This is a genomic window from Streptomyces sp. NPDC014006 (genome assembly GCF_043088925.1).
Lineage (GTDB): Bacteria > Actinomycetota > Actinomycetes > Streptomycetales > Streptomycetaceae > Streptomyces.
Genome location: NZ_JBICAJ010000001.1, coordinates 462,851 through 487,740 on the forward strand (window position 1 = coordinate 462,851; position 24,890 = coordinate 487,740).

The 24,890-nt window shown below is 72.2% G+C and carries 24 protein-coding genes; 19 read left to right on the plus strand and 5 right to left on the minus strand.

The features are described from left to right. The first annotated feature begins 1 nt into the window (after window position 1). From ACF1GV_RS02080 to ACF1GV_RS02095, 4 genes are all read left to right on the plus strand, one after another. Window positions 2-844: an arylamine N-acetyltransferase gene (locus ACF1GV_RS02080; protein ID WP_391676973.1), complete on the plus strand. Its 843-nt coding sequence runs from the start codon at window positions 2-4 to the stop codon at window positions 842-844. Between the two features lie 156 nt (window positions 845-1,000). Next, the gene (locus ACF1GV_RS02085; protein ID WP_363264703.1) at window positions 1,001-1,246 is read left to right on the plus strand and encodes a hypothetical protein; all 246 of its coding nucleotides are present in this window, start codon (window positions 1,001-1,003) and stop codon (window positions 1,244-1,246) included. 85 nt (window positions 1,247-1,331) lie between these two features. After that, a complete protein-coding gene (holA, locus tag ACF1GV_RS02090; protein ID WP_391676976.1) occupies window positions 1,332-2,321 on the plus strand; it encodes a DNA polymerase III subunit delta in 990 nt (329 codons plus the stop codon). A 308-nt stretch (window positions 2,322-2,629) separates the two neighbouring features. Then, a complete protein-coding gene (locus ACF1GV_RS02095) occupies window positions 2,630-3,028 on the plus strand; it encodes a nuclear transport factor 2 family protein (RefSeq protein ID WP_391676977.1) in 399 nt (132 codons plus the stop codon). A gap of 212 nt (window positions 3,029-3,240) precedes the next feature. Here ACF1GV_RS02095 and rpsT read toward each other — a convergent pair whose 3' ends face one another. Next, the gene (gene rpsT, locus ACF1GV_RS02100) at window positions 3,241-3,507 is read right to left on the minus strand and encodes a 30S ribosomal protein S20 (protein WP_225100940.1); all 267 of its coding nucleotides are present in this window, start codon (window positions 3,505-3,507) and stop codon (window positions 3,241-3,243) included. 241 nt (window positions 3,508-3,748) lie between these two features. Here rpsT and lepA point away from each other — a divergent pair, with 241 nt between their 5' ends. The 4 genes from lepA to hemW all read left to right on the plus strand — a co-directional run bounded on the left by lepA (window position 3,749) and on the right by hemW (window position 11,124). Beyond that, a complete protein-coding gene (gene lepA, locus ACF1GV_RS02105) occupies window positions 3,749-5,617 on the plus strand; it encodes a translation elongation factor 4 (RefSeq protein WP_363264700.1) in 1,869 nt (622 codons plus the stop codon). 253 nt (window positions 5,618-5,870) lie between these two features. Next, window positions 5,871-7,745: an AMP-dependent synthetase/ligase gene (locus ACF1GV_RS02110; RefSeq protein WP_391676978.1), complete on the plus strand. Its 1,875-nt coding sequence runs from the start codon at window positions 5,871-5,873 to the stop codon at window positions 7,743-7,745. Between the two features lie 225 nt (window positions 7,746-7,970). Beyond that, complete coding sequence (locus tag ACF1GV_RS02115) at window positions 7,971-9,863, plus strand: SpoIIE family protein phosphatase (RefSeq protein ID WP_391676979.1); 1,893 nt, start codon at window positions 7,971-7,973, stop codon at window positions 9,861-9,863. A gap of 28 nt (window positions 9,864-9,891) precedes the next feature. After that, complete coding sequence (gene hemW, locus ACF1GV_RS02120; RefSeq protein ID WP_391676980.1) at window positions 9,892-11,124, plus strand: radical SAM family heme chaperone HemW; 1,233 nt, start codon at window positions 9,892-9,894, stop codon at window positions 11,122-11,124. A gap of 24 nt (window positions 11,125-11,148) precedes the next feature. Here the strand turns inward: hemW and ACF1GV_RS02125 are convergent, their stop codons facing one another. Together ACF1GV_RS02125 and ACF1GV_RS02130 are read right to left on the minus strand one after the other, a co-directional pair. Next, window positions 11,149-11,958: a DUF3097 domain-containing protein gene (locus tag ACF1GV_RS02125; protein WP_391676982.1), complete on the minus strand. Its 810-nt coding sequence runs from the start codon at window positions 11,956-11,958 to the stop codon at window positions 11,149-11,151. Between the two features lie 42 nt (window positions 11,959-12,000). Beyond that, entirely contained in the window at window positions 12,001-12,729 is a 729-nt protein-coding gene (locus ACF1GV_RS02130) for an MBL fold metallo-hydrolase (protein ID WP_391676984.1), read from the minus strand. A gap of 162 nt (window positions 12,730-12,891) precedes the next feature. Here ACF1GV_RS02130 and hrcA point away from each other — a divergent pair, with 162 nt between their 5' ends. The 9 genes from hrcA to ACF1GV_RS02175 all read left to right on the plus strand — a co-directional run bounded on the left by hrcA (window position 12,892) and on the right by ACF1GV_RS02175 (window position 20,351). Further along, window positions 12,892-13,908, plus strand: coding sequence for a heat-inducible transcriptional repressor HrcA (hrcA, locus tag ACF1GV_RS02135; RefSeq protein WP_391676985.1), 1,017 nt, complete (start codon window positions 12,892-12,894; stop codon window positions 13,906-13,908). Continuing rightward, entirely contained in the window at window positions 13,909-15,045 is a 1,137-nt protein-coding gene (gene dnaJ, locus ACF1GV_RS02140; protein ID WP_391676987.1) for a molecular chaperone DnaJ, read from the plus strand. It begins immediately after the preceding gene. 146 nt (window positions 15,046-15,191) lie between these two features. Further along, window positions 15,192-16,274, plus strand: coding sequence for a nitronate monooxygenase (locus ACF1GV_RS02145; protein ID WP_391676988.1), 1,083 nt, complete (start codon window positions 15,192-15,194; stop codon window positions 16,272-16,274). Then, entirely contained in the window at window positions 16,271-17,017 is a 747-nt protein-coding gene (locus ACF1GV_RS02150) for a 16S rRNA (uracil(1498)-N(3))-methyltransferase (RefSeq protein ID WP_391676989.1), read from the plus strand. The genes ACF1GV_RS02145 and ACF1GV_RS02150 overlap by 4 nt, the downstream gene beginning before the upstream one ends. 16 nt (window positions 17,018-17,033) lie before the next feature. Continuing rightward, the gene (locus ACF1GV_RS02155) at window positions 17,034-17,426 is read left to right on the plus strand and encodes a VOC family protein (RefSeq protein ID WP_391676990.1); all 393 of its coding nucleotides are present in this window, start codon (window positions 17,034-17,036) and stop codon (window positions 17,424-17,426) included. A gap of 60 nt (window positions 17,427-17,486) precedes the next feature. After that, a complete protein-coding gene (locus tag ACF1GV_RS02160; protein ID WP_391676991.1) occupies window positions 17,487-18,002 on the plus strand; it encodes a hypothetical protein in 516 nt (171 codons plus the stop codon). A gap of 74 nt (window positions 18,003-18,076) precedes the next feature. Continuing rightward, window positions 18,077-18,430 (plus strand): HIT domain-containing protein, encoded by a 354-nt coding sequence (locus ACF1GV_RS02165; RefSeq protein WP_391676992.1) that lies wholly within the window; start codon window positions 18,077-18,079, stop codon window positions 18,428-18,430. A gap of 5 nt (window positions 18,431-18,435) precedes the next feature. Continuing rightward, complete coding sequence (locus tag ACF1GV_RS02170; RefSeq protein WP_363264687.1) at window positions 18,436-19,341, plus strand: ribonuclease Z; 906 nt, start codon at window positions 18,436-18,438, stop codon at window positions 19,339-19,341. A 20-nt stretch (window positions 19,342-19,361) separates the two neighbouring features. Beyond that, window positions 19,362-20,351, plus strand: a complete 990-nt coding sequence (locus ACF1GV_RS02175; RefSeq protein WP_391676993.1) for an adenosine deaminase — start codon at window positions 19,362-19,364, stop codon at window positions 20,349-20,351. Between the two features lie 13 nt (window positions 20,352-20,364). Here ACF1GV_RS02175 and ACF1GV_RS02180 read toward each other — a convergent pair whose 3' ends face one another. Together ACF1GV_RS02180 and ACF1GV_RS02185 are read right to left on the minus strand one after the other, a co-directional pair. Continuing rightward, window positions 20,365-21,594, minus strand: coding sequence for an MFS transporter (locus tag ACF1GV_RS02180; RefSeq protein ID WP_391676995.1), 1,230 nt, complete (start codon window positions 21,592-21,594; stop codon window positions 20,365-20,367). A gap of 176 nt (window positions 21,595-21,770) precedes the next feature. After that, window positions 21,771-22,556, minus strand: a complete 786-nt coding sequence (locus ACF1GV_RS02185; protein WP_391676996.1) for an IclR family transcriptional regulator — start codon at window positions 22,554-22,556, stop codon at window positions 21,771-21,773. Window positions 22,557-22,707: 151 nt separating this feature from the next. Between ACF1GV_RS02185 and ACF1GV_RS02190 the strand changes: the two genes are divergently transcribed. Both ACF1GV_RS02190 and ACF1GV_RS02195 read left to right on the plus strand, forming a co-directional pair. Beyond that, window positions 22,708-23,604 carry a 5-dehydro-4-deoxyglucarate dehydratase gene (locus tag ACF1GV_RS02190; protein ID WP_391678449.1) on the plus strand — a complete coding sequence of 299 codons (897 nt, stop codon included), beginning with the start codon at window positions 22,708-22,710 and terminating at the stop codon, window positions 23,602-23,604. Next, the gene (locus tag ACF1GV_RS02195) at window positions 23,601-24,890 is read left to right on the plus strand and encodes a glucarate dehydratase family protein (RefSeq protein ID WP_391676998.1); all 1,290 of its coding nucleotides are present in this window, start codon (window positions 23,601-23,603) and stop codon (window positions 24,888-24,890) included. Before ACF1GV_RS02190 ends, ACF1GV_RS02195 begins: the two co-directional genes overlap by 4 nt.

The window sequence follows — 24,890 nt, forward strand, 5'->3', positions numbered from 1 at the left end:
CATGGACTCCGCACAGGCCGATGCCTATCTCCGCCGACTGGGCGCCCGGTTCCCGGCCCGGCCCACCGACGACGCCCTGAGGGAACTGCACCTGCGGCATCTGCGCACCGTGCCCTTCGAGAACCTCTCGATCCACCTCGGGGAGGAGATCGTGCTGGAGGAGAAGCGGCTGGTGGACAAGGTCGTGGGGGCGAAGAGGGGAGGCTTCTGTTACGAACTCAACGGTGCTTTCGGGGCGTTGCTGGCGGTGCTCGGGTTCGAGGTGACGCTGCTCGCGGCGCGGGTGTACGGGGACGGCGAGCGGACCGGCATCCCCTACGACCATCTGGCGCTGCGGGTGCGCACGGCGGACGGCGGCGACTGGCTGGCCGACGTCGGGTTCGGGGCGCACAGTCACCTTCCGCTGCGGTTCGGCGAGCGGGGCGAGCAGCCGGATCCCGGCGGGGTGTTCCGGATCGCGGAGGCGGGGCCCGACGCGGCCGGGGTGCGCGGAGGCGCCGAGGGGGCGGGCGGGGCGGCCGACCTGGACGTGCTGCGGGACGGGCGCCCGCAGTACCGGCTGGAGGCGCGGCCCCGGGTGCTCGGTGACTTCGTGACCGGGGCCTGGTGGCACAGCACCTCCCCGCGGTCGCACTTCGTGCAGTCGCTGGTGTGTTCCCGGCTCACCGACGACGGCGGGCGCGTGACGCTCAGCGGGCGGCGGCTGACCACGACCGCGGCCGACGGAGCACGGCGGGAGCGGGAGCTGGAGGGGGATGCCGGGGTGCTGGGGGCGTATCGGGAGCTGTTCGGGATCGAGTTGGGCGTCGTGCCGGTGGTGCGGGAGGGCAAGGGGGACTGCTGAAACCCGGGGAAACCGCCGGGGTGCATCCCGAGGAAGCCGTCGGGGTGCATAACGAGGAAGCCGTCGGGGTGCACGCCTAGGGTGTCCGTCTGTATGGGGGTCCGTCGCCGCGGCCCCGCCGTCCGGCTTCCGCCCCGGCTGCCGGAAAATGGGCACGTGAGCGATGTGAGACATGTGCTGGTGCTGCCCGACCGTGACGCGGCCCAGGAGGCGGCGGAGGCGCTCGGGGAGCGGTTCGGGATCGACGAGGAGCCGCGGCTCGTCCGGGACGCGCTGGCGGGGGAGGACGACGCGGAGGACGCGCAGTGGCTGGTGGTGCTGCGCGACGAGCACGAGCGGCTCGACCCCGGGGAGCTGGACGCGTTCGCGGGGGAGTGGGACGGGTGGCGGGAGGAGCCCTGAGCCGTCAGGCGGCCGGCTGATCGCCGCCGCCGTCATGGAACGGCCGTGACCCCCGTTGTCAGTGCGCCGTGCCATGCTTGTCGCGATGGCCAGGAAGACTGCGAATGACGACCCTCTCGCCCCCGTGACGCTCGCCGTGGGCCAGGAGGACCTCCTGCTCGACCGCGCCGTGCAGGAGGTGGTGGCCGCCGCCAAGGCCTCCGACGCCGACACGGACGTGCGGGACCTGAGCCCGGACCAGTTGCAGCCGGGCACGCTCGCCGAGTTGACCTCCCCCTCGCTCTTCGCCGAGCGCAAGGTCGTGGTCGTACGCAACGCGCAGGATCTGTCGGCCGACACCGTCAAGGACGTCAAGGCGTATCTGTCGGCGCCCGCCGAGGAGATCACGCTGGTGCTGCTGCACGCCGGCGGTGCCAAGGGCAAGGGGCTGCTGGACGCCGCGCGCAAGGTGGGGGCGCGGGAGGTCGCCTGCCCGAAGATGACGAAGCCGGCCGACCGGCTGGCCTTCGTGCGGCAGGAGTTCCGGGCCGTGGGGCGCTCGGCCACGCCCGAGGCGTGCCAGGCGCTCGTCGACGCGATCGGCAGCGATCTGCGGGAGCTGGCGTCCGCCGTGTCGCAGCTGGTGGCCGACGTGGAGGGGACGATCGACGAGGCCGTCGTCGGCCGGTACTACACCGGCCGGGCCGAGGCCTCCAGCTTCACCGTCGCCGACCGGGCCGTGGAGGGGCGGGCGGCCGAGGCGCTGGAGGCGCTGCGGTGGTCGCTGGCCACGGGTGTCGCGCCGGTGATGATCACCAGTGCGCTGGCGCAGGGGGTCCGGGCGATCGGCAAGCTGTCCTCCGCGCGCGGCGGACGCCCCGCCGACCTGGCCCGTGAGCTGGGCATGCCGCCGTGGAAGATCGACCGGGTGCGCCAGCAGATGCGAGGCTGGACGCCGGACGGGGTCGCCGTCGCGCTGCGCGCGGTGGCCGAGGCGGACGCGGGCGTCAAGGGCGGCGGCGACGACCCCGAGTACGCGCTGGAGAAAGCCGTGGTGACCATCGCCAGAGCGGCCCGCTCCCGAGGCCGCGGCTAGCCGCGCGGGGCCGCCCCTCCGGCGGAGGACTTCGTCAGCCACGCACGCTCCCCCCGGCGGGTGCCCGATAGCCACGCAGGCTTCTCTCTCCTGGGCGGACGGCACGGAGAGCCGCGCAGGCCACCTTCCACAGACCACGCGCCCGGCTGCCCCCTCGCCGCGCCCCCTGCCCGCCTCCGCGAGGCCACGCGCAAGGGCGCCTCGGGGCCGGGCTCCCTGTAAGACACGGCGCCGCGCGCACCTCCATCCGGCGGAGGAGAATCGGCCGTATCAGCCACATCGCCGACGACGGAAAGGTGGCGATCGCCATGGCTGAACACCCGCACGCGGCGTTGGTCCGCAGGGGCTACGAGGCGTTCCAGAGCGGGGACATGGAGACCCTGCGCGGCATGATGACCGGGGACTGTACGCACCACGTGCCCGGCTCGCACCCCCTCTCGGGGGACCACAAGGGGGCCGACTCGATACTCGACGGGTACTACCGGCGCCTGTACGAGGAGACGGGCGGATCGTTCCGGGTCGAGCTGCAGGACGTGTTCGTCGACGGCCGCGGGCACGCCGTTTCGGTGCACCGAGTCACCGCGGACCGGGGCGACAAGCATCTCGAGGACCGCGGAGGCATCGTCTTCCGCATCGTCGGAGACAAGATCACGGATCTCGACGAGTGCGTCGCGGACATCGACAGGGGCAACGAGTTCTGGACGTGAGGCGCGCGCATGCCGAACGGCCCCGTCGCCCGCCCTGGGGAAGGGCGTGGCGGCGGGGCCGTCGGATGAAGCGGTGAGCCCGTTCCCGCGTGGCGAACGCAGGCCGCGAACAGGCTCGGGGTGCCGGACGGGAGCGGATGAGAGAGGGCCCGCTCTGAGCCCCTCCGGCGAAGTGGGCCCCTACCGGGGACCCGTCAGATCAAAAGAGGTGCTCAGCCCTGGAGGGACGTGACCTTGGAAGCCAGCGCCGACTTCTTGTTGGCGGCCTGGTTCTTGTGGATGACGCCCTTCGAGACGGCCTTGTCCAGCGCACGCGCCGCGGCGCGCTGCAGCTCGGTGGCCTTCTCGACGTCACCCGCGGCAGCGGCCTCGCGGGCCTTGCGGATCGCGGTCTTCAGGGAGGACTTGACGGCCTTGTTGCGCAGCCGCGCCTTCTCGTTGGTCTTGATCCGCTTGATCTGGGACTTGATGTTCGCCACGAATGAGCCTTTTCAGGTTCAGGCGCGGGGCCAGGAGGATTCCACAACAGAACCCCGGGTCCCGTGCCAGGTGATTTCTTGGGATGTGCCTCGCGCTGAGAGGGCAAGAGACACAGCCCCCTACACTACCAGCGGCCCTTCGAGTGGCCCAAACCGGTCACCGCGCCGCACCCGTGGGACCATGGAAGCTACGTATCGATCCGACCCGAGGCATAAGGCGCCTCAAGAGACAGGACCCTGCGTGCCCGCGACCCCTTCCCATGTGCCCGAGCCGAGCCGTACCGACCCGGCTCTGATCCGCAATTTCTGCATCATCGCGCACATCGACCACGGCAAGTCCACGCTCGCCGACCGGATGCTCCAGCTGACCGGCGTCGTCGAGCAGCGGCAGATGCGTGCTCAGTACCTCGACCGGATGGACATCGAGCGCGAGCGCGGCATCACGATCAAGTCCCAGGCGGTGCGGCTGCCGTGGGCCCCCACCCACGACAAGAGCAACACGCACATCCTCAACATGATCGACACCCCGGGGCACGTCGACTTCACCTACGAGGTCTCGCGGTCGCTCGCCGCCTGCGAGGGGACCATCCTCCTCGTCGACGCCGCCCAGGGCATCGAGGCGCAGACCCTCGCCAACCTCTACCTGGCGATGGAGAACGACCTCACGATCATCCCGGTGCTGAACAAGATCGATCTGCCGGCCGCGCAGCCCGAGAAGTTCGCCGAGGAGCTCGCGAACCTCGTCGGCTGCGAGCCGGGCGATGTGCTGAAGGTCTCCGCCAAGACCGGTCTCGGTGTGGAGACGCTGCTGGACAAGGTCGTCGCGGAGATCCCCGCCCCGGTCGGCGTCAAGGACGCCCCCGCGCGCGCCATGATCTTCGACTCGGTCTACGACTCCTACCGCGGTGTCGTGACGTACGTCCGTGTCATCGACGGGCAGCTCAGCAAGCGCGAGCGCATCAAGATGATGTCGACGGGCGCCACCCACGAACTGCTGGAGATCGGCACCAACTCGCCCGAGATGCTCCCGGCCGACGGCCTCGGCGTCGGCGAGGTCGGCTACCTGATCACCGGTGTGAAGGACGTCCGCCAGTCCAAGGTCGGTGACACCGTCACCAGCCAGTCCAAGGGCGCCACCGAGGCGCTCGGCGGTTACAAGGACCCGAAGCCGATGGTCTTCTCGGGCCTGTATCCGCTGGACGGCTCGGACTACCCCGAGCTGCGCGAGGCACTGGACAAGCTGCAGCTCAACGACGCCGCCCTGGTCTACGAGCCGGAGACCTCCGCCGCGCTCGGCTTCGGCTTCCGCGTCGGCTTCCTCGGCCTGCTGCACCTGGACGTGATCCGCGAGCGCCTGGAGCGCGAGTTCGGCCTCGACCTGATCGCCACGGCCCCCAACGTGGTCTACCGCGTGGTCATGGAGGACGGCAGCGAGTACACGGTCACCAACCCGAGCGAGTTCCCCGAGGGCAAGATCAGCGAGGTGTACGAGCCGGTCGTGCGGGCCACCATCCTCGCGCCCACCGAGTTCATCGGCTCGATCATGGAGCTGTGCCAGACCCGGCGCGGCACCCTGCTCGGCATGGACTACCTCTCCGAGGACCGCGTCGAGATCCGCTACACGCTGCCGCTCGCCGAGATCGTCTTCGACTTCTTCGACCAGCTGAAGTCCAAGACCCGCGGCTACGCCTCCCTCGACTACGAGCCCACCGGCGAGCAGACCAGCTCCCTGGTCAAGGTCGACATCCTGCTGCACGGCGACAAGGTGGACGCCTTCTCGGCGATCACCCACAGGGACCAGGCGTACGCGTACGGTGTGCGGCTCGTCGCCAAGCTCAAGGAGCTGATCCCGCGGCAGGCCTTCGAGGTGCCGGTGCAGGCCGCCATCGGCTCGAGGGTGATCGCCCGCGAGACCATCCGCGCCATCCGCAAGGACGTCCTCGCCAAGTGCTACGGCGGTGACATCTCCCGTAAGCGGAAGCTGCTGGAGAAGCAGAAGGAAGGCAAGAAGCGGATGAAGATGGTCGGTTCTGTGGAGGTTCCGCAGGAGGCCTTCATCGCCGTCCTGTCCAGCGATGACAGCGGGGCATCGGCCAAGGGCAAGAAGTAACCGCCGGTAGCGCCTCGCCGCCCCGGAAAATCCGGTCACACAGGGGTCCGCCGTACGAAAGTGCGCCGGGCCCCCGTGTGTTCTCTCAGGCCATCGAGTGGGGAAACTACCGGGCGTCAGCTCTTACGCAGGCGGCGGTCGGGCTCTACTCTGTCCCTGCCCGATAGTTACTCGCGAGTTAAACAACGTCTCGTGGGTAGGAACCAGCCGCACTGTCGCGCCAGCCGCACTGTCGCGGGCCCCGGAGGATGTCGTGAGCGACGCAACTACCCTGATCGAGAACCGTCCGCCGTCCGTGGCGGGCCTCTTCCTGGAGCGCGTGGCGGCCACGCCGGACGCCGAGGCATACCGCTACCCGGTACCCGCCGCCTCCGGTGAGGGCCCGGACGGCTGGAAGTCCCTCAGCTGGTCACAGGCGGCCGAGCGGGTCCACGCGATCGCGGCCGGGCTGATCGAGCTGGGTGTCCAGCCGGAGCAGCGCGTCGCGCTCGCCTCCTCCACGCGCCTGGAGTGGATCCTCGCCGACCTCGGCATCATGTGCGCGGGGGCGGCCACCACCACGATCTACCCGCAGACCAACGCCGAGGAGTCGGCGTTCATCCTCTCCGACTCCGAGAGCAAGATCCTGATCGCGGAGAACGCCGCCCAGCTCGCCAAGGCGGTCGAGCGGCGCGACGAGCTGCCCGACCTCACCCATGTCGTGGTGATCGACCCGGCCGGCGTCGAGAGCGGTGACTGGGTGCTCACCCTCGCCGAGCTGGAGCAGCGCGGCGCCGCCCGTCTCGCGCAGGAGCCTGAGCTGGTCAAGGAGCGGGTCGGCAAGATCACCCGCGACCAGCTCGCCACCCTCATCTACACCTCCGGCACCACCGGCCGCCCCAAGGGCGTGCGCCTGCCGCACGACAACTGGTCGTACATGGCCAAGGCGATCGCCGCGACCGGGCTGGTCGGAGCGGACGACGTGCAGTACCTGTGGCTGCCGCTGGCGCACGTCTTCGGCAAGGTGCTCACCTCCGGCCAGATCGAGGTCGGCCACGTCACCGCCGTCGACGGCCGCGTGGACAAGATCATCGACAATCTGCCGGTCGTGCAGCCGACGTACATGGCCGCCGTACCGCGCATCTTCGAGAAGGTCTACAACGGGGTCGCCGCCAAGGCGAAGGCCGGCGGCGCCGCCAAGTACAAGATCTTCCAGTGGGCCTCCGAGGTCGCCCGCGAGTACGCCAAGGTCTCCCAGGACAATTTCCGGCGCACCGGCAACCGCACCGTGCCCTTCGGCCTCGGCGCCAAGCACAAGGTCGCCGACACGCTCGTCTACAGCAAGATCCGCGAGGCTTTCGGCGGCCGGCTGCGCGCCTGTGTCTCCGGCTCCGCCGCGCTCGCCCCCGAGATCGGCTACTTCTTCGCCGGCGCGGGCATCCACATCCTGGAGGGCTACGGCCTCACCGAGTCCTCCGCGGCCTCCTTCGTCAACCCCGGCGAGGCCTACCGCACCGGCACCGTCGGCAAGCCGCTGCCCGGCACCGAGGTCCGGATCGCCGACGACGGCGAGATCCTGCTGCGCGGCCCCGGCATCATGCAGGGCTACCACAAGCTGCCCGACAAGACCGCCGAGGTGCTGGAGAGCGACGGCTGGTTCCACACCGGTGACATCGGCGAGCTGTCGCCCGACGGCTATCTGCGCATCACCGACCGCAAGAAGGACCTGATCAAGACATCCGGCGGCAAGTACATCGCGCCGGCCGAGGTCGAGGGCCAGTTCAAGGGGATCTGCCCGTACGTCTCCAACATCCTCGTCCACGGCGCCGACCGGAACTTCTGCACCGCCCTCATCGCCCTCGACGAGCCGGCCATCCTCGACTGGGCGAAGGACAACGGCCTTGCGGGCAAGGCGTACGCCGAGGTGGTCGCCGCGCCGCAGACCGTCGAGCTGATCGACGGCTACGTCAAGCAGCTCAACGAGGGCCTCCAGCGCTGGCAGACCATCAAGATGTTCCGCCTCCTGCCCCGCGACCTCGACGTCGAGCACGGCGAGATCACCCCGAGCCTGAAGCTGAAGCGGCCGGTCGTGGAGCGCGAGTACAAGCACCTGCTGGACGAGATGTACGCCGGGACGCGCGAGGGGTAGACCGGTGACGCCGCGGACCTGCCTGGCATAGTCCAGCGGCGGACGCCTCGTGAACGCGGGATGCCCGGATCCGGACTCTTTCTGTCCGGATCCGGGCATCCGCGCGCCCTGGTTCTCACGCATCGCGACCCAGTTCGGTAACTCCACGCTTATGCGCCGGTCCGGTCTGTCACCCTGTCGCCATCGACCGACAGATATCCAGCCGGACCGCTCGGGGAGTTGTCGATGGGGGTCGTACCGACGCAGCGCGAGACCGAGGTCCTGACGGGTGCCGCGGCCGCGCACACCGACAGCCGCGCGCGGGCGCACGCCCTCCTGCCCGGCGGCGAACTCGCGCCCGGCACCGCCCGCGGCATGGTCCGCGCGGCGCTGGCCGAGTGGACCGGCCTCGCCCTGCCCGGCGCGGACCGGCTCACCGAGCGGCTCGCGCAGGACGCCGCCCTCCTCGTCAGCGAGCTCGTCACCAACGCCGTCGTGCACGCGGGCACCGACGTCGAACTGCACTGCCGGCTGGAGCCGGCCGGCGCCGTCGTCGTCGAGGTGACCGACCGGCACCCCGCCCGCGCCCCGCGCGACACCGCGGCCGACGCCGAGACACCGGAACCGGAGTACGGGCGCGGACTGCGCCTGGTCGCCGCGCTCGCCGAGTCCTGGGGCGTCACCTACCGCCGTACCGCCAAGACGGTGTGGGCCCGGCTCACCCCGGAGTCCGAGGACCGCGCCCGCCCCGACGACCGCCCGCACCGAGACGACTGCGGCGACCACGCCCTCGGCGACGCCCTCCGGCTCGCCGGGGTCCTCGCCCCCGACGCGCGCGGCGCCGACAGCGACCGGGACTGGCTCGGCCGCGGGGCCCTGTCCTTCCTCGCCGAGGCCTCCGACCTGCTCGCCGGGCAGCTCGACGAGGACCTCGTCGCCTCCCTCACCGGCCAGCTCGTCGTGCCCCGCCTCGCCGACTGGTGCGCGGTGTGGCTGGAGGACGAGGTCACCGGGCGCGGGTGGGCCGACGGCGGCGGACCGGGCGTACGGCCGGCCCGGGTGTGGCACAGCAGCGAGCACCTCGTCGAGGAGCTGTGCCAGGCCCTGGAGAAGGAACCGCCCCGCCCGCCCGGCCCCGCCTCCCCCGGACCGCTGCCCTATCCCTGGCCGAGGGCCGCGCTCGGCCCGCACGGCGCCGCCCTCGCCTACCGCCTCGTCGCCGGCGGCCGCCCGCTCGGCACCCTCGTCATCGGCCGCACCGGACTGATGCGCTTCCCCGACGAGGTCACCGGGCTCGTCGAGGACCTCAGCCGCCGTGTCGCGCTCGCCATCGGCGCAGCACGCCAGTACGCCCGGCAGGCCACCATCAGCGCGGTCCTCCAGCGCGGCCTGCTGCCCGGCGCCGTCGCCGAGATCCCCGGAGTGCGCACCGCGCTCGTTTACGAGCCCTGCGACAAGGGCGGCCCCAGCGGCGACTTCTACGACGTCTTCCCGGCCGGGCACGGCCGCTGGTGCTTCGCCGTCGGCGACGTCCAGGGCAAGGGCCCCGAGGCCGCCGTCGTGATCGGACTGGCCCGGCCCTGGCTGCGGCTGCTGGCCCGCGAGGGCTACGGTGTCCCCGACGTCCTCGACCGCCTCAACCAGCTTCTCCTCGACGACGCCACCGAGGCCGCCGACGCCGCCGCCCGCGCCTTCGCCGGTCCCGTCGCCCCCGGGGACGGCCCGCAGACCCGTTTCCTGTCCCTGCTCTACGGCGAGCTGCTGCCGTACGAGGGCGGCGTCCGCTGCACCCTGGCCTCCGCGGGGCACCCGCTGCCGCTGGTCCTCGGCCCCGGCGGCGAGGTCCGTACCGCCGCGCGCCCGCAGACCCTGCTCGGCGTCGTCGAGGACGAGACGTACACCAGCGAGACGATCGAGCTGGGGCCCGGCGACACCCTGCTGTGCGTCACCGACGGGGTGACCGAGCGGCGCAACGGCCCCGACCAGTTCGACGACCGCGACGGGCTGGCCCGCGCGCTCGCCGGCTGCACCGGCCTCGACGCGGACCTCGTCGCCGAGCGGATCAGCCGGCTGGTGCACGAGTTCGGCGGGCAGCCGCCGGAGGACGACCTGGCGCTGCTGGTCCTCCAGGCGGAGTAACCTTCCGCCGTCCTGGACAATGGGAGACATGCCTTCCGCACTCCCCGACGGCGAGCCCGTCCCCGACGACGGCGCGCTGCCCGCGTCCGCGCTCGCCGGCGCCGCCGAGCGGCCCCTCGGGTTCTATCTGCACGTGCCCTACTGCGCGACCCGCTGCGGCTACTGCGACTTCAACACCTACACGGCGACCGAGCTGCGCGGCACGGGCGGAGTGCTGGCCTCCCGCGACAACTACGCCGACACCCTCACCGACGAGATCCGCCTCGCCCGCAAGGTGCTCGGCGACGACCCGCGCCCGGTGCGCACGGTGTTCGTCGGCGGCGGTACACCGACTCTGCTGGCCGCGGGCGACCTGGTGCGGATGCTGGCGGCGATCCGTGACGAGTTCGGCCTCGCGCCGGACGCGGAGATCACGACGGAGGCGAACCCCGAGTCCGTCGACCCGGCCTATCTCGCCACCCTCCGTGAGGGCGGTTTCAACCGGATCTCCTTCGGCATGCAGAGCGCCCGCCGGCACGTGCTGAAGATCCTCGACCGCACCCACACCCCCGGCCGCCCGGAGGCGTGCGTGGCCGAGGCGCGCGCGGCGGGCTTCGAGCACGTCAACCTCGACCTGATCTACGGCACGCCCGGGGAGTCCGACGACGACTGGCGGGCCTCGCTGGACGCCGCGATCGGCGCCGGTCCTGACCACGTCAGCGCCTACGCGCTGATCGTCGAGGAGGGCACGCAGCTCGCCCGGCGCATCCGGCGCGGCGAGGTCCCGATGACCGACGACGACGTGCACGCCGACCGTTACCTCATCGCCGAGGAGACCCTCTCCGCGGCGGGCTTCGACTGGTACGAGGTGTCCAACTGGGCCACCTCCGAGGCGGGCCGCTGCCTGCACAACGAGCTGTACTGGCGCGGCGCCGACTGGTGGGGCGCGGGCCCGGGCGCCCACAGTCACGTCGGCGGGGTGCGCTGGTGGAACGTCAAGCACCCGGGCGCCTACGCGGCGGCGCTGGCCGCGGGCCGCTCCCCGGGCGCCGGGCGGGAGATCCTGAGCGAGGAGGACCGGCGCGTCGAGCGCATCCTGCTGGAGCTGCGACTGCGCGAGGGCGTACCGCTGGACCTGCTGAAGGCCGACGGCCGCCGGGCCGCCGACCGCGCCCTGTCCGACGGACTCCTCCAGGCACAGCCGTACGCCGAGGGCCACGCGGTGCTGACCCTGCGCGGGCGCCTGCTCGCGGACGCGGTGGTGCGGGACCTGGTGGACTGACCTGCACGGGTCTGGCGGACTGACCTACACGGGTTCGGTGACGAAATCGATCAGCTGCTCCACTTTGCCGAGCAGCTCCGGCTCCAGGTCCTTGTACGACCGCACCCGGCCGAGGATCGCCTGCCAGGCCGCGCCCGTGTTCTCCGGCCAGCCCAGGGCCCGGCACACGCCGGTCTTCCAGTCCTGGCCGCGCGGGATCACCGGCCACGCCCGGATGCCCAGCGCCGACGGCTTGACCGCCTGCCAGATGTCCACGTAGGGGTGGCCCACCACCAGCGCGTGCTCGCTCGTCACCGCTTCGGCGATCCGCCATTCCTTCGTGCCCGGCACCAGATGGTCCACCAGGACGCCGAGACGCGCGTCCGCATCCGGGGCGAAGGACTCCACGATCGCCGGGAGGTCGTCGACGCCCTCCAGGTACTCCACGACCACGCCCTCGATGCGCAGGTCGTCACCCCAGACCTTCTCCACCAGCTCCGCGTCGTGCCGTCCCTCGACGTAGATCCGGCCGGCGCGGGCGACCCGCGCGCGGGCGCCGGGCACGGCGACCGAACCGGAAGCGGTACGACCGGGCCGTACCGGAGCCGCCGGGGCGGCCCTGACCAGCGTCACCACCCGGCCCTCCAGCAGGAAACCGCGCGGCTGGAGCGGGAACACCCGGTGCTTGCCGAAGCGGTCCTCCAGGGTGACCGTGCCTGCCTCGCAGCGGATCACCGCGCCGCAGAAGCCGCTGCCGGGCTCCTCCACCACCAGGCCCGGCTCGGCCGGGACCTCGGGGGCGGCCTGGGGCTTCTTCTTCCAGGGTGGGGTCAGGTCGGGGGAGTACTGCCGCATTCGGATGACGATAGGAGAAATCCGGGCCCACAGGGGCGCGGATCAGCGCGACACGCCGAAGCGGGCCACCAGGGCGTCCCGCTGCGCCCGCACGAACGCCGCGTCCACCGCCGCTCCGTGACCGGGCACGTACAGCGCGTCCTCGCCGCCGAGCGACAGCAGCCGGTCCAGCGCGTCCGGCCAGTGCGACGGTACGGCGTCGGGGCCCGCCTGCGGCTCGCCGGACTCCTCGACGAGGTCACCGCAGAACACCACCTCCCGCTCGCCCGGGACCAGGACGGCGAGATCGTGGGCGGTGTGCCCGGGACCCACGTTGGCGAGCAGTACCTGGCGGCCGTCGCCGAGGTCGAGGGTCCACTCGCCGCTGACGTGGTGCCGGGCCGGTGCGAGGGCCGCCGCGGCCTCCTGGGCGTCCCGCGCGTCCAGGCCGTTGGCCACCGCGTCCGTGCGCAGCTCCTCGCGGCCGCGCGGGGTGAGCACCGACTCGATGCCGACGGCACCGAAGACCTCCGCGCCCTCGAACGCCGCCGCACCGAAGACGTGGTCGAAGTGGGGATGGGTGAGCGCGATATGGGTCACACCGTGACCGGTGAGCCGCTCGGCCTGCGCGCGCAGCCGGGCCCCTTCCGCGAGGCTGGATCCGGCGTCGACCATGAGCGCCGTGCCGGCGCCGACGACCAGCCCCGCCGTGCAGTCCCAGCCCGGCAGCCGGCACCGTCCGACCCCTGCCGCCAGCCGTTCCCACCCCAGCTCTTCCCAAGTCACCGTCATACCCGCGACGCTAGCCCCAACCGGCCGTGCAGTATGACCAGCCTTGCCGGGGGCGTACCCCACCGCCGTACACTGGCCCGGGGACGTCTGGCACTCGGACGCGCTGAGTGCCAGGGAGATGTCGGGGAAGATGCCGAGGGAAGACTTCTGGAGGTGTGCGCGATGCTGAGTGAGCGAAGGCTTCAGGTGCTGCGCGCCATCGTCCAGGACTACGTCGGCACCGAGGAGCCGGTCGGCTCGAAGGCACTGACGGAGCGGCACAACCTGGGCGTGTCCCCGGCGACGGTCCGCAACGACATGGCGGCCCTTGAGGACGAGGGCTACATCGCGCAGCCGCACACCAGCGCGGGGCGCATCCCCACCGACAAGGGCTACCGGCTGTTCGTCGACAAGCTGGCCGGTGTGAAGCCGATGACCGGGCCGGAGCGGCGCGCGATCCAGAACTTCCTCGAGGGCGCCGTCGATCTCGACGACGTGGTGGCCCGTACGGTGCGGCTGCTGGCGCAGCTCACCCGGCAGGTCGCCGTCGTGCAGTACCCGTCGCTGACCCGCTCGACCGTGCGGCACGTGGAACTGCTGTCGCTCGCGCCCGCGCGGGTGATGCTGGTGCTGATCACCGACACCGGCCGGGTCGAGCAGCGCATGGTGGACTGCCCGGCACCGTTCGGCGAGGCCTCGCTGGCGGACCTGAGGGCCCGGCTGAACAGCCGGGTCGCGGGCCGCCGTTTCACGGATGTGCCGAAGCTGGTGGAGGATCTGCCGGAGGCCTTCGAAATGGAGGACCGCGGCACGGTCTCGACGGTGCTGTCCACGCTGCTGGAGACGCTCGTCGAGGAGAACGAGGAACGGCTGATGATCGGCGGCACCGCCAATCTGACGCGGTTCTCGCACGACTTCCCCCTCACGATCCGGCCGGTGCTGGAGGCGCTGGAGGAGCAGGTCGTCCTCCTGAAGCTGCTCGGCGAGGCGAAGGATCCGGGCGTGACCGTCCGTATCGGTCATGAGAACGCCCACGTAGGACTCAACTCCACGTCCGTCGTGTCGGTCGGCTACGGTTCGGGCGGCGAGGCTGTCGCCAAGCTCGGCGTGGTCGGACCGACCCGCATGGACTACCCGGGAACGATGGGAGCGGTACGCGCAGTGGCACGGTACGTCGGACAGATCCTGGCGGAGTCGTAGGTGGCCACGGACTACTACGCCGTACTCGGCGTGCGCCGCGACGCGTCGCAGGATGAGATCAAGAAGGCGTTCAGGCGGCTCGCTCGCGAGCTGCACCCGGACGTCAACCCCGATCCGAAGACGCAGGAGCGGTTCAAGGAGATCAACGCCGCCTACGAGGTGCTGTCGGACCCGCAGAAGAAGCAGGTCTACGACCTCGGCGGCGACCCGCTCTCGCAGGCCGGCGGCGCCGGCGCGGGCGGCTTCGGCGCGGGCGGCTTCGGGAACTTCTCGGACATCATGGACGCGTTCTTCGGTACGGCGTCGCAGCGCGGGCCGCGCTCGCGCACCCGCCGGGGCCAGGACGCGATGATCCGGGTCGAGGTCGAGCTGGACGAGGCGGCCTTCGGCACGACCAAGGACATCCAGGTCGAGACCGCGATCGTGTGTTCCACCTGCTCGGGTGAGGGCGCCGCGCCGGGCACCTCCGTGCAGACGTGTGACATGTGCCGCGGCCGCGGTGAGGTCTCGCAGGTCACCCGGTCCTTCCTGGGCCAGGTCATGACCTCGCGGCCGTGCCCGCAGTGCCAGGGCTTCGGCACGATCGTGCCGAACCCGTGCCCGGAGTGCGCCGGTGACGGCCGGGTGCGCTCGCGGCGGACGCTGACGGTGAAGATCCCGGCCGGTGTCGACAACGGCACCCGCATCCAGCTCGCCGGCGAGGGCGAGGTCGGGCCCGGCGGCGGTCCCGCCGGTGACCTCTACGTCGAGATCCACGAGCTGCCGCACCCGACCTTCCAGCGGCGCGGCGACGATCTGCACTGCACGGTGACGATCCCGATGACGGCGGCGGCGCTCGGCACGAAGGTGCCGCTGGAGACGCTGGACGGCATGGAGGAGGTCGACATCCGGCCCGGCACCCAGTCCGGCCAGTCGATCCCGCTGCACGACCGCGGTGTCACGCATCTGCGGGGCGGCGGCCGCGGCGACCTGATCGTGCACGTCGAGGTCCAGACGCCGACCAAGCTCGACCCCGAGCAGGAGCGCCTGCTGCGCGAGCTGGCCAAGCTCCGCGGCGAGGAACGGCCCACGGGCCAGTTCCAGCCCGGGCAGCAGGGCTTGTTCTCGCGGTTGAAGGACGCGTTCAACGGGCGGTGACGTGCTGCTGAAGGACGTCTTCAACGGGCGGTGACCGACTGCGGTGGCCGGGTGGTTCTCCGCCCGGCCACCGGCCCGTTCCTGTGGCCTATGCCAAGAGGACGGGTGGGTTCGGACTTGTTCGGGGGACGTGACACCATGCCGTCATGTCCTCCCTGACCGATCTCTTCCCCCATCCGATCGTGCAGGCTCCCATGGCGGGCGGCGTCTCCGTACCGCCGCTGGCCGCCGCCGTCTGCGAGGCGGGCGGGCTGGGCTTCCTCGCCGCCGGGTACAAGACCGCCGACGGGATGTACCAGGAGATCAAGCAGTTGCGGAGCCTGACGAACCGCCCCTTCGGGGTCAACGTCTTCATGCCGCAGCCGCAGTACGCCGAATCCGGTGCCGTCGACGTCTACGCGCACCAGCTGGCCGGGGAGGCCACCTGGTACGAGACCGAGCTGGGCGACCCCGACAGCGGGCGGGACGACGGCTACGAGGCAAAGCTCGCCGTGCTGCGGGACGACCCGGTGCCGGTGGTCTCCTTCCACTTCGGTGTGCCGAGCCGTGAGGTCGTCGACTCCCTCCACCGGGTCGGCACCTTCGTGATGGCCACCGCCACGACCGCGGACGAGGCGGTCGCCGTACAGCACTCCGGCGCCGACGCGGTGATCGCGCAGGGCGTGGAGGCCGGCGGCCATCAGGGCACGCACCGGGACGTACCGGAGAACGACGGCTCGGGGATCGGACTGCTGGCGTTGCTGGCGCAGGTGCGGGAGGCCGTGTCGATCCCGGTGGTCGCCGCGGGCGGACTGATGCGGGGCAGCCAGATCGCCGCGGCGCTCGCGGCGGGGGCGAGCGCCGCCCAGCTCGGCACGGCGTTCCTCGCGACGGAGGAGTCCGGGGCGCACGCCGTGCACAAGGACGCCTTGACCAACCCGCTGTTCGTGCGGACCGAGCTGACCCGGGCGTTCTCCGGCAGACCGGCGCGCGGGCTGGTCAACCGGTTCCTGCGCGAACACGGCCCGTACGCACCGGCCGCGTACCCGGAGATCCACCATCTGACCGCGCCGCTGCGCAAGGCCGCCGCGAAGGCGGGCGACGCGCAGGGCATGGCGCTGTGGGCGGGACAGGGGCACCGGCTGGCCCGGGCCCTGCCGGCCGGGCGGCTGGTGGAGCTGCTGGTCGGCGAAGTCCGGGCGGCGGGGACAGCGTTGTCGGCCGGGAGCCATGGGGGTGAGGTGCGATGACGGCGCCCGTCTTCGTCGTCGAGTCGTTCGGGACGGACCGGGGCCGGTTCGTCCTCGACGGGCCCGAGGGGCGGCACGCCGTCTCGGTCAAGCGGCTCCAGGTGGGCGAGGAGGTCGTCCTCACGGACGGCGCCGGGCGGTACGCGCTGTGCCCGGTGACCGGGGTGGAGGGCAAGGACCGGCTGATCGTCGACGTCCCGTCGGTCGAGGAGGAGCCCGCGCCGACGCCGCGGATCACCGTGGTGCAGGCCCTGCCCAAGGGCGACCGGGGCGAGCTGGCCGTGGAGACCATGACCGAGGTCGGGGTGGACGCGATCGTGCCGTGGCAGGCGGCGCGGTGCATCACGCAGTGGAAGGGCGAGCGGGGACTGAAGGCGCTCGGCAAGTGGCGCAACACCGCCCGGGAGGCGGGCAAGCAGTCCCGGCGGGTGCGGTTCCCGGAGGTCGCGGACGCGGCGACGACCAAGCAGGTTGCGGCACTTTTGGGCACGGCGGACTTCGCCGGGGTCCTGCACTCCGACTTCGACGTCGACAGTCAGCCGCTGGCGACGGCCGAGCTGCCCGCATCCGGGGAGATCGTGCTGGTCGTCGGCCCCGAAGGGGGCGTTGCCGGGGACGAGTTGGCGCTGTTCCGTCAGGCCGGTGCCACGCCGTACGTCCTGGGGCCTACGGTGTTGCGTACGTCGACCGCCGGGACGGCGGCCGCGGCACTGCTGCTCGGCCGTACCGGGCGGTGGTCCTGACCTGGGGGGTTGCCTCGTGGAACTGGCTCAAGTGCGGCTGCTGGTCACCGACTTCGCCGCGTGTTACCGCTTCTACGCCGACGTGCTGGGGCTGAAGCCGCAGTCGGGGGCGGCTTCGGGGCCGTACGAGAAGTTCAGCCCCACCGCGGGGTCCGCGGGGATCGCCTTGCAGGACCGGGCGATGATGGCGTCCGTGCTGGGCGAGTTGGGGGAGACGGCGGCAGGACACCGGTCGCTGGTGGTGCTGAGGGTGGACAGCCTGGACGCGTACTGCGAGGAGATCACCGCACGCGGGGCCGCGCTGCTGCACGGCCCGGCCCCGATGACGGACCGGATGCGGGTCGCCCATCTGAAGGACCCCGAGGGCAATCTGGTGGAACTTCAGGAGTGGTTGCTGCTGCGCGGTTGACCCGCCCGGTGGCCGTATGCGGTCTACCGTCCGGCGGGCGGTGGTGGGACGCTGCTGGGCATGCGCGGTTCGAGGCGTCTTTCCTCCGTTGTCGGCCTTCTCGTCGTGGTGGTCGGTGGAGTCGTGGCCTGTGATCCCGGTGGGCTCGGTTCGGCCGCCGTCGCCTACACCACCGACCAGACCGCGACCAAGGAGCTTCAGCGGCAGCACGTGGACGTGCGCTGGCTGACCTGCACGGCCGGTTACGGCGACCGGGGGGCCACGCCCTCCGCCACCGCGGACACCGTCGCCACCGTCGACTGCCGGGGACAGACCAAGGACGGCAGGGACATCGCCGTCACCGGGCACGTGACCCGGGCCGTCGACGGGGCCTGTGTGCGCGGGGATCTGACCGCCAAGGTCGGCGGGAAGCAGGTGTTCCATGTGAGCGGGCTGGGCAACTGCAACGCCACCCCGTCACCCGTCAGGCCGCCGGGGAACGGCCCCGGGCCGGCGCGGCCGACGGTCACCGTGACCGTCACGCGGACCATCTGGTGCCAGGGCGATCCGACGTGCTGGCCCGTGCAGGGCAAGTGACGGCGCCGGCACTGTCGGAGCCACTCGCTACGATGCCTCCGTACGCGATCATCCCGGCGCGAGGAGGCACACGCATGGCAGGGGAGCCGCAGGACGACTGCTTGTTCTGCAAGATCGTCGCGGGCAGCGTCCCGGCGACGCTCGTCCGTGAGACGGAGACGACCATCGCCTTCCGTGACATCAACCCCCAGGCGCCCACCCACGTCCTGGTGATCCCCAAGGCGCACCACAGGGACGCCGCCGCGCTCGCCGCCGAGGCGCCCGAGCTGGCCGCGGACGTGCTGTGCGAGACGCAGGCGGTGGCCGATCAGGAGAAGCTGGACAGCTACCGGATCGTGTTCAACACCGGCAGCGGCGCGGGGCAGACCGTCTGGCACGCGCACGCCCACGTCCTCGGCGGGCGCGGGCTGAACTGGCCGCCCGGGTAGCCGCCGTGTCCGTCCGCGAACTGGTCGTCCTCGGCACCGCCAGCCAGGTCCCGACCCGGCACCGCAACCACAACGGCTATCTGCTGCGCTGGGACGGCGAGGGCATCCTCTTCGACCCCGGCGAGGGCACGCAGCGCCAGATGCTGCGCGCCGGGGTCGCCGCCCACGACCTGAACCGGCTGTGCGTCACGCACTTCCACGGGGACCACTCGCTGGGCCTGGCCGGGGTGATCCAGCGGATCAACCTCGACCAGGTCCCGCACGATGTCACCGCCCACTACCCGCGCTCCGGGCAGCGGTTCTTCGACCGGCTGCGGTACGCCACGGCCTACCGGGAGACCGTGCCGATCACCGAGGCGCCGGTGGCCGGGGACGGGGTGATCGCGCGGACCGAGGGCTACACGCTCGAGGCGCGCCGGCTGTCCCATCCCGTGGAGTCCTTCGGGTACCGCGTCGTCGAGCCCGACGGGCGTCGCATCCTGCCCGACAGGCTCGCCGCGCACGGGATCAAGGGGCCCGACGTCGGACGCATCCAGCGTGAGGGCGCGCTCGGCGGGGTGCGGCTGGAGGACGTCAGCGAGGTGCGCCGCGGGCAGCGGTTCGCCTTCGTCATGGACACCCGGTTGTGCGACGGCGTCCACGCCCTGGCCGAGGGGTGCGATCTGCTCGTCATCGAGTCCACCTTCCTCGACGAGGACGCCCGCCTCGCCGCCGACCACGGGCATCTGACGGCCGGTCAGGCGGCTCGGGTGGCCCGGGACGCCGGAGTGCGGCACCTGGTGCTCACCCACTTCAGCCAGCGCTACTCGGAGCCGGAGGAGTTCGAGCGGCAGGCGCGGGCCGCCGGCTTCGAGGGGGAGCTGACCGTGGCCCATGATCTGCTCCGGGTGCCGGTTCCGAAGCGACGGTGAGATCGCCGTAACATGTTTTGATGCCGCTACCCAAAGCCGAACTGCACCTTCACATCGAAGGCACCCTGGAGCCCGAGCTGGCCTTCGCGCTGGCCGGGCGCAACGGGGTCCAGCTGCCCTACGCCGACGAGGACGCCCTGCGCGAGGCGTACCGGTTCGAGGATCTGCAGTCCTTCCTCGACCTGTACTACGCCCTGATGGCCGTGCTGCTCACCGAGCAGGACTTCGAGGATCTCGCCGACGCCTATCTCGCCCGCGCCGCCGCTCAGGGCGTGCGGCACGCGGAGATCTTCTTCGATCCGCAGGCCCACCTGGCACGGGGTGTGTCGATGGGCACGGTCGTCGAGGGGCTGTGGCGGGCGCTCGGGAACAGCGAGGCGCGGCACGGCGTCTCCACCCGGCTGATCATGTGCTTCCTGCGCGACGAGTCCGCCGAGTCGGCCATGGCGACCCTGGACGCTGCCAAGCCCTACCTGGACCGGATCACGGGCATCGGGCTCGACTCCGCCGAGGTCGGGCACCCGCCGGTGAAGTTCCGCGAGGTGTACGAGGCCGCCGCCGCGCTCGGGCTGCGCCGCGTCGCGCACGCCGGGGAGGAGGGGCCGCCGGAGTACATCACCGAGGCCCTGGACGTCCTCGGCGTCGAGCGCGTCGACCACGGGCTGCGCTGCATGGAGGATCCCGCGCTGGTCGAGCGGCTGGTGCGCGAGCGGGTGCCGCTGACGCTGTGCCCGCTGTCCAACGTGCGGCTGCGAGCCGTGGACGTCCTCGCCGAGCACCCGCTGCCCGCCATGCTCGACGCCGGGCTGCTGTGCACGGTCAACTCCGACGATCCCGCCTACTTCGGCGGATACGCCGGCGACAACTTCGACGCCGTACGGCGTGACCTGCACCTGAGCGAGGACCGGCTGCGCGAGCTGGCCCGCAACTCCTTCCTCGCCTCCTTCCTGGACGACGACGAGGAGCGGCGGGCACGGTATCTCGCCGAGGTGGAGGCGTACGTCTTCTGAGGACGTACGCCGGTCAGGCGGCCGGGGTCGTCTCCCGGGCCAGGGGGGTCGTGCTCGCCACGGGGATCTCGACCACGGCCGGGGTCTCCACGGGGAACTCGACCACCGGCAGCGCGCGCCGGCCCGCCGCCCGCGCGACCACCGTCATCGGTACGGCGACCACCAGCAGGGCGGCCGCCAGGACCGTGCCCATCACCGGGAAGCCGGCCTGCGCGGCCAGCACACTGCCGGTGAGCGGGCCCGCCGCCGTGCCGAGGGACGAGGCCGAGCCGACCAGGACCGCCCAGCGGCCCTGCGGGTCGAGGGAGGCGGCCAGTCCGATGAGGTACGACAGCACGATCGGGTAGAGCGTGTTCCACGCGATCTCGCCGGCCGCGAAGGACGCCGGGCCGGTCGCGGACGCGCTCAGCGCGATGCAGGCCGCGATCAGCACCGTGCCCACGCCGATCGGCGCGACGCGGCCGAAGCGCGGGCCGAGCGCGCCCGCGCCCGTCACGCCCAGCAGGCCGGCGCCCAGCGCCACGGCGAACACCGCGCCGACCGCCGACTCCGACAGGTGGGCCTGCGCGAGGCCGATGCGGCCGCTCACCCCCCACAGCGCGTTCTGCGCGAGGGACCAGCACGGCATCGCCGCCGCGAGGAGCAGGCCGGCCCGCAGATGGGGGAGGCGGATGGCCGGGGCGCGCCGCGTGTGCGCAGAGGTGGCGGCGTCGGCGGGCAGACGGCTCGTCAGGGGCCAGACGGCGAGGGCGGTGAGGGCGATCGCCGCCAGCGGCTGGGCGTGGCCCGGGCCGAGATGCGGGATCGTCAGGCACAGGGCGGCGGCCAGGGCCGAGACGCCGAGCAGGCCCACCGTGGTCGTACGGTGCGGGTCCCTCTGGGCGGCGATCCCGGTGGCGGCGACCGCCGTGATGGTGCCCGAGCCGAACCCGCCGATCACCGCGCCCGCCACGACGGCCGGTACGGCGGCGGTGAGCGCGGCACCGCCGTAGCCGAGCAGTGCGAGGGTGAGGCCGAGGCGGGCCACCAGACGGGCGCCGAGCCGCTCCACCCGGGAGACCAGGAGGAAACCGGCGGTGGCCGAGCCGAGCAGCAGCGCGCTGCCGACCGCGCCGGCCTGAGTGGCCGTCAGCGGCAGACCGGAGTCGAGGCGGCCGACGGTGGTCGGCAGCAGGTAGGGGGCGAGATACCCGGCCGTGAAGAGGGCGACGAGGGGCCAGGGTGTGGTGCGGGGGGCGGACACGGGCGTTCCCAGGGCATGCGAAAGGAGCGGCACAAAAGGGGGGATGGGCGACGACCGTCGACGGACAGGAACGCGCGCAGAATTTGTATCAAGCGCGGCGGGCGGGAAGAAGGGCGGGGGGTGTGATCTGGCGCACGTCGCGGTTTGGTGTGCCTGAGGCGGGGTAGAAGACCGCGCTATCGCCAGTGGGGGGCGCCGCCCGTGCCGGGTGCCGTGGCCTCGATCTTGGCCCGGATCTCCCGCATCACCGCGACGATCCGCTCCTCGTGCTCCGCCGTCAGCCGGGCCACCGGCACCGAGCAGCTGACCGCGTCCTGTGCCGGGGTGTCGTAGCGCAGCGCGAAGCCGAAGCCGACGATGCCGGGCACGCCTTCCTCGCGGTCGATCGCGTAGCCGCGCTCACGGATCGCGGCCAGGTCGGCGAGCAGGGAGGCGCGGGTGGTGTGCGAGCGCGGTGTCAGCGCCTCGTAGGGGCCTTCCGGGAGGTAGTCGTCGGGGTGTCCGGCCAGCAGAGCCTTGCCCAGGGCGCCGGCGTGCGCCGGGAGACGGCGGCCGACACGGCTGATCGTGCGCAGGTATTCGTGTGATTCGCGGGTCGCCAGGTAGGCCACGCTGCGGCCGTCCAGCCGGCCCAGGTGGATCGTCTCGCCGAGCGCGTCCGACGCCTCGTCCAGATAGGGGCGTACGAGACGCACCCGGGGGTCGGAGTCCAGGTAGCTGGTGCCGGTCAGCAGGGCGTGGATGCCGATGCCGTAGAGCGAGCCCGTGACGTCGGTGCGCACCCAGCCGCGCGAGATCAGGGTCTGCAGCAGGGCGTACATCGAACTGCGCGGCACCTGAAGGGCGTCCGCCAGTTCCTGGAGGCGGGCCGGGCGGTCGCCGCGCGCGGCCAGCAGCTCCAGCAGTTCCACCGTGCGCGCCGCCGACTTCACCTCGCGGACGCCGCCGCCTGTCTCCGCCATGTGCCGATCGTAAAGGCCGGTCACCGACCCATTGACGCTGCCTGTTCAGCTCCTTAATCTCTGTCTTCATACATAGACGACATCTACATGGGGAGATGAGTTGGTGGTCGACGACCGGCGCACGGACGCGGCGCGCAGGCTGCGGGACGGGATGGCGGGCGGCGTGCTCTCCTTCCCGCTCACCGCCTTCCATGACGACGGCACCCTCGATCCGGACGGCTGCCGGGCGCATGTGGCCGCCCAGATCGCCGCCGGACCCGGCGCGCTCTTCCCCGCCTGCGGCACCGGTGAGTTCTTCTCCCTCGACGAGGACGAGTACCGGCAGGTCGTGACCGCCGCCGTCACCGAAGCGGCCGGCCGCGTGCCCGTCGTCGCCGGCACCGGGTACGGCTGGGCCCAGGCCGCCCGCTTCGCGCGGATCGCCGAGGAAGCCGGCGCCGACGCCCTCCTGGTCCTGCCGCACTACCTGGTCGACGTCCCGCAGGACGGGCTCGTCGCCCACCTCGAGCAGCTCGCCGCCCGCACCAGGCTGCCCCTGATCGCCTACCAGCGCGGCCAGGTCGCCTACAGCGCCGCCGCCCTGCGGCGCATCGCCGGGATCCCCGGCGTGATCGGCCTCAAGGACGGCCACAGCGACCTCGACCGCCTCCAGCGCCTCACCCTCGCCGCACCCGAGGACTTCCTGTTCTTCAACGGCGCCGCCACCGCCGAGATCCAGGCCCGCGCCTACGCCACCGTCGGCGTGCCCGCCTACTCCTCCGCCGTCCACGCCTTCGCCCCCGAGATCGCGCACGCCTTCCTCACCGCCCTGCGCGCCGGTGACGACGGCGCCGTCGACAAGCTGCTGCGCGGCTTCTACGTCCCCCTCGTCGAACTGCGCGACCGTGTCCCCGGATACGCCGTGTCCCTGGTCAAGGCGGCCGCCCGGCTGCGCGGCGCCCCCGTCGGGCCCGTACGCGCCCCGCTCACCGACCCCTCGGCCGCCGACCTGGCCGACCTGAGGACCCTGCTCGCCGCCGGACTCGACCTCGTAGGAGCCGCCCTGTGAACCTCACCATCGCCGACGTCCGCCTCACGCCGATCCTCGTCGCCGACCCGCCGCTGCTGAACACCCAGGGCGTCCACCAGCCGTACACCCCGCGGCTGATCGTGGAGGTGGTCACCGCCGACGGGATCACGGGCGTCGGCGAGACCTACGGCGACACCAAGTACCTGGAGCTGGCCCGGCCGTTCGCCGAGCGTCTGGTCGGCCGCCAGGTCAGCGACCTGAACGGCCTGTTCACCGTGGCCGACGAGCTCGCCGTGGACGCCTCCCGGGTCTCCGGCCAGGTCGACGTCGGCGGGCTGCGCGGTGTGCAGACGGCCGACAAGCTGCGCCTGTCCGTCCTCTCCGGCTTCGAGGTCGCCTGCCTCGACGCCCTCGGCAAGGCGCTCGGGCTGCCCGTACACGCCCTGCTCGGCGGCAAGGTGCGCGACGCCGTCGAGTACAGCGCCTACCTGTTCTACAAGTGGGCCGAGCACCCCGAGGGCCTGCCCGCGGAGAAGGACGACTGGGGGGCGGCCCTGGACCCGGCCGGGATCGTCGCGCAGGCCCGGCTGTTCACCGAGCGGTACGGGTTCACCTCCTACAAGCTCAAGGGCGGAGTCTTCCCGCCCGAGCAGGAGGTCGCGGCGATCCGCGCGCTCGCCGGCGCCTTCCCCGGCCGCCCGCTGCGCCTCGACCCCAACGGGGCCTGGTCCGTGGAGACCTCGCTGAAGGTCGCCCGGGAACTCGCGGACGTCCTGGAGTACCTGGAGGACCCCGCGCTCGGCACCCCGGCCATGGCCGAGGTCGCCCGCCACACCGACGTGCCGCTCGCCACCAACATGTGCGTGACGACGTTCGCGGAGATCAAGGAGGCGTTCACCCGCGACGCCGTCCAGGTCGTCCTGGCCGACCACCACTACTGGGGCGGGCTGCGCAACACCCAGCAGCTCGCCGCGCTGTGCCGCACCTTCGGGGTCGGGGTGTCCATGCACTCCAACACCCACCTCGGCATCTCGCTGGCCGCCATGACCCACGTCGCGGCCACCGTGCCGAACCTGCACCACGCCTGCGACTCCCACTACCCCTGGCAGTCGGAGGACGTCCTCACCGAGCGGCTGACGTTCGAGGGCGGGCGTGTCGCCGTATCGGACGCACCGGGCCTGGGCGTCGAGCTCGACCCCGGCAAGCTCGCCTTCCTCCACCGGCGCTGGCTCGACGACGACGGCCGGCTGCGCGACCGCGACGACGCGGCCGCGATGCGGACCGTCGACCCCGGGTGGGTCACGCCGTCGGTCCCGCGCTGGTGA